A 289-nucleotide genomic window follows, 5' to 3' on the forward strand; every position below is an offset into this window, starting at 1 on the left:
CCTGGAGGTGGAAGTTCGCCGGGTGGCCTGTCGGAGGTGCGGCGCAGTGAAGCGCGAGCGCCTGGAATGGCTCGCCGACAATCCGTTGTTCACCAGGCGATTTGCGTTCTTCGTGGGGCGGCGGTGTCGGGTCAGCACGATCAAGGATGTCGCCGAGGAAGTTCACCTGCATTGGGAGTCCGTCAAGACGCTGGAGAAGCAGTACATGCGCGCGCAGTTGCACCGGATAGGCACCCCGGCACCGCGCGTCATTGGGATCGACGAGATTTCGATCCGCAAAGGGCATACC

The 289-nt window shown here is 63.0% G+C and carries 1 protein-coding gene; it reads left to right on the forward strand.

Going from position 1 to position 289, the window contains the following annotated elements:
- Positions 1 to 46 precede the first annotated feature (46 nt).
- The coding region (locus L6Q96_14575) for a DDE transposase (GenBank protein MCK6555779.1) at positions 47 to 289 on the forward strand (243 nt) is incomplete at its 3' end.

It is taken from the genome of Candidatus Binatia bacterium (assembly GCA_023150935.1).
In the GTDB taxonomy this organism is placed as follows: Bacteria; Desulfobacterota; Binatia; order HRBIN30; family HRBIN30; genus JAKLJW01.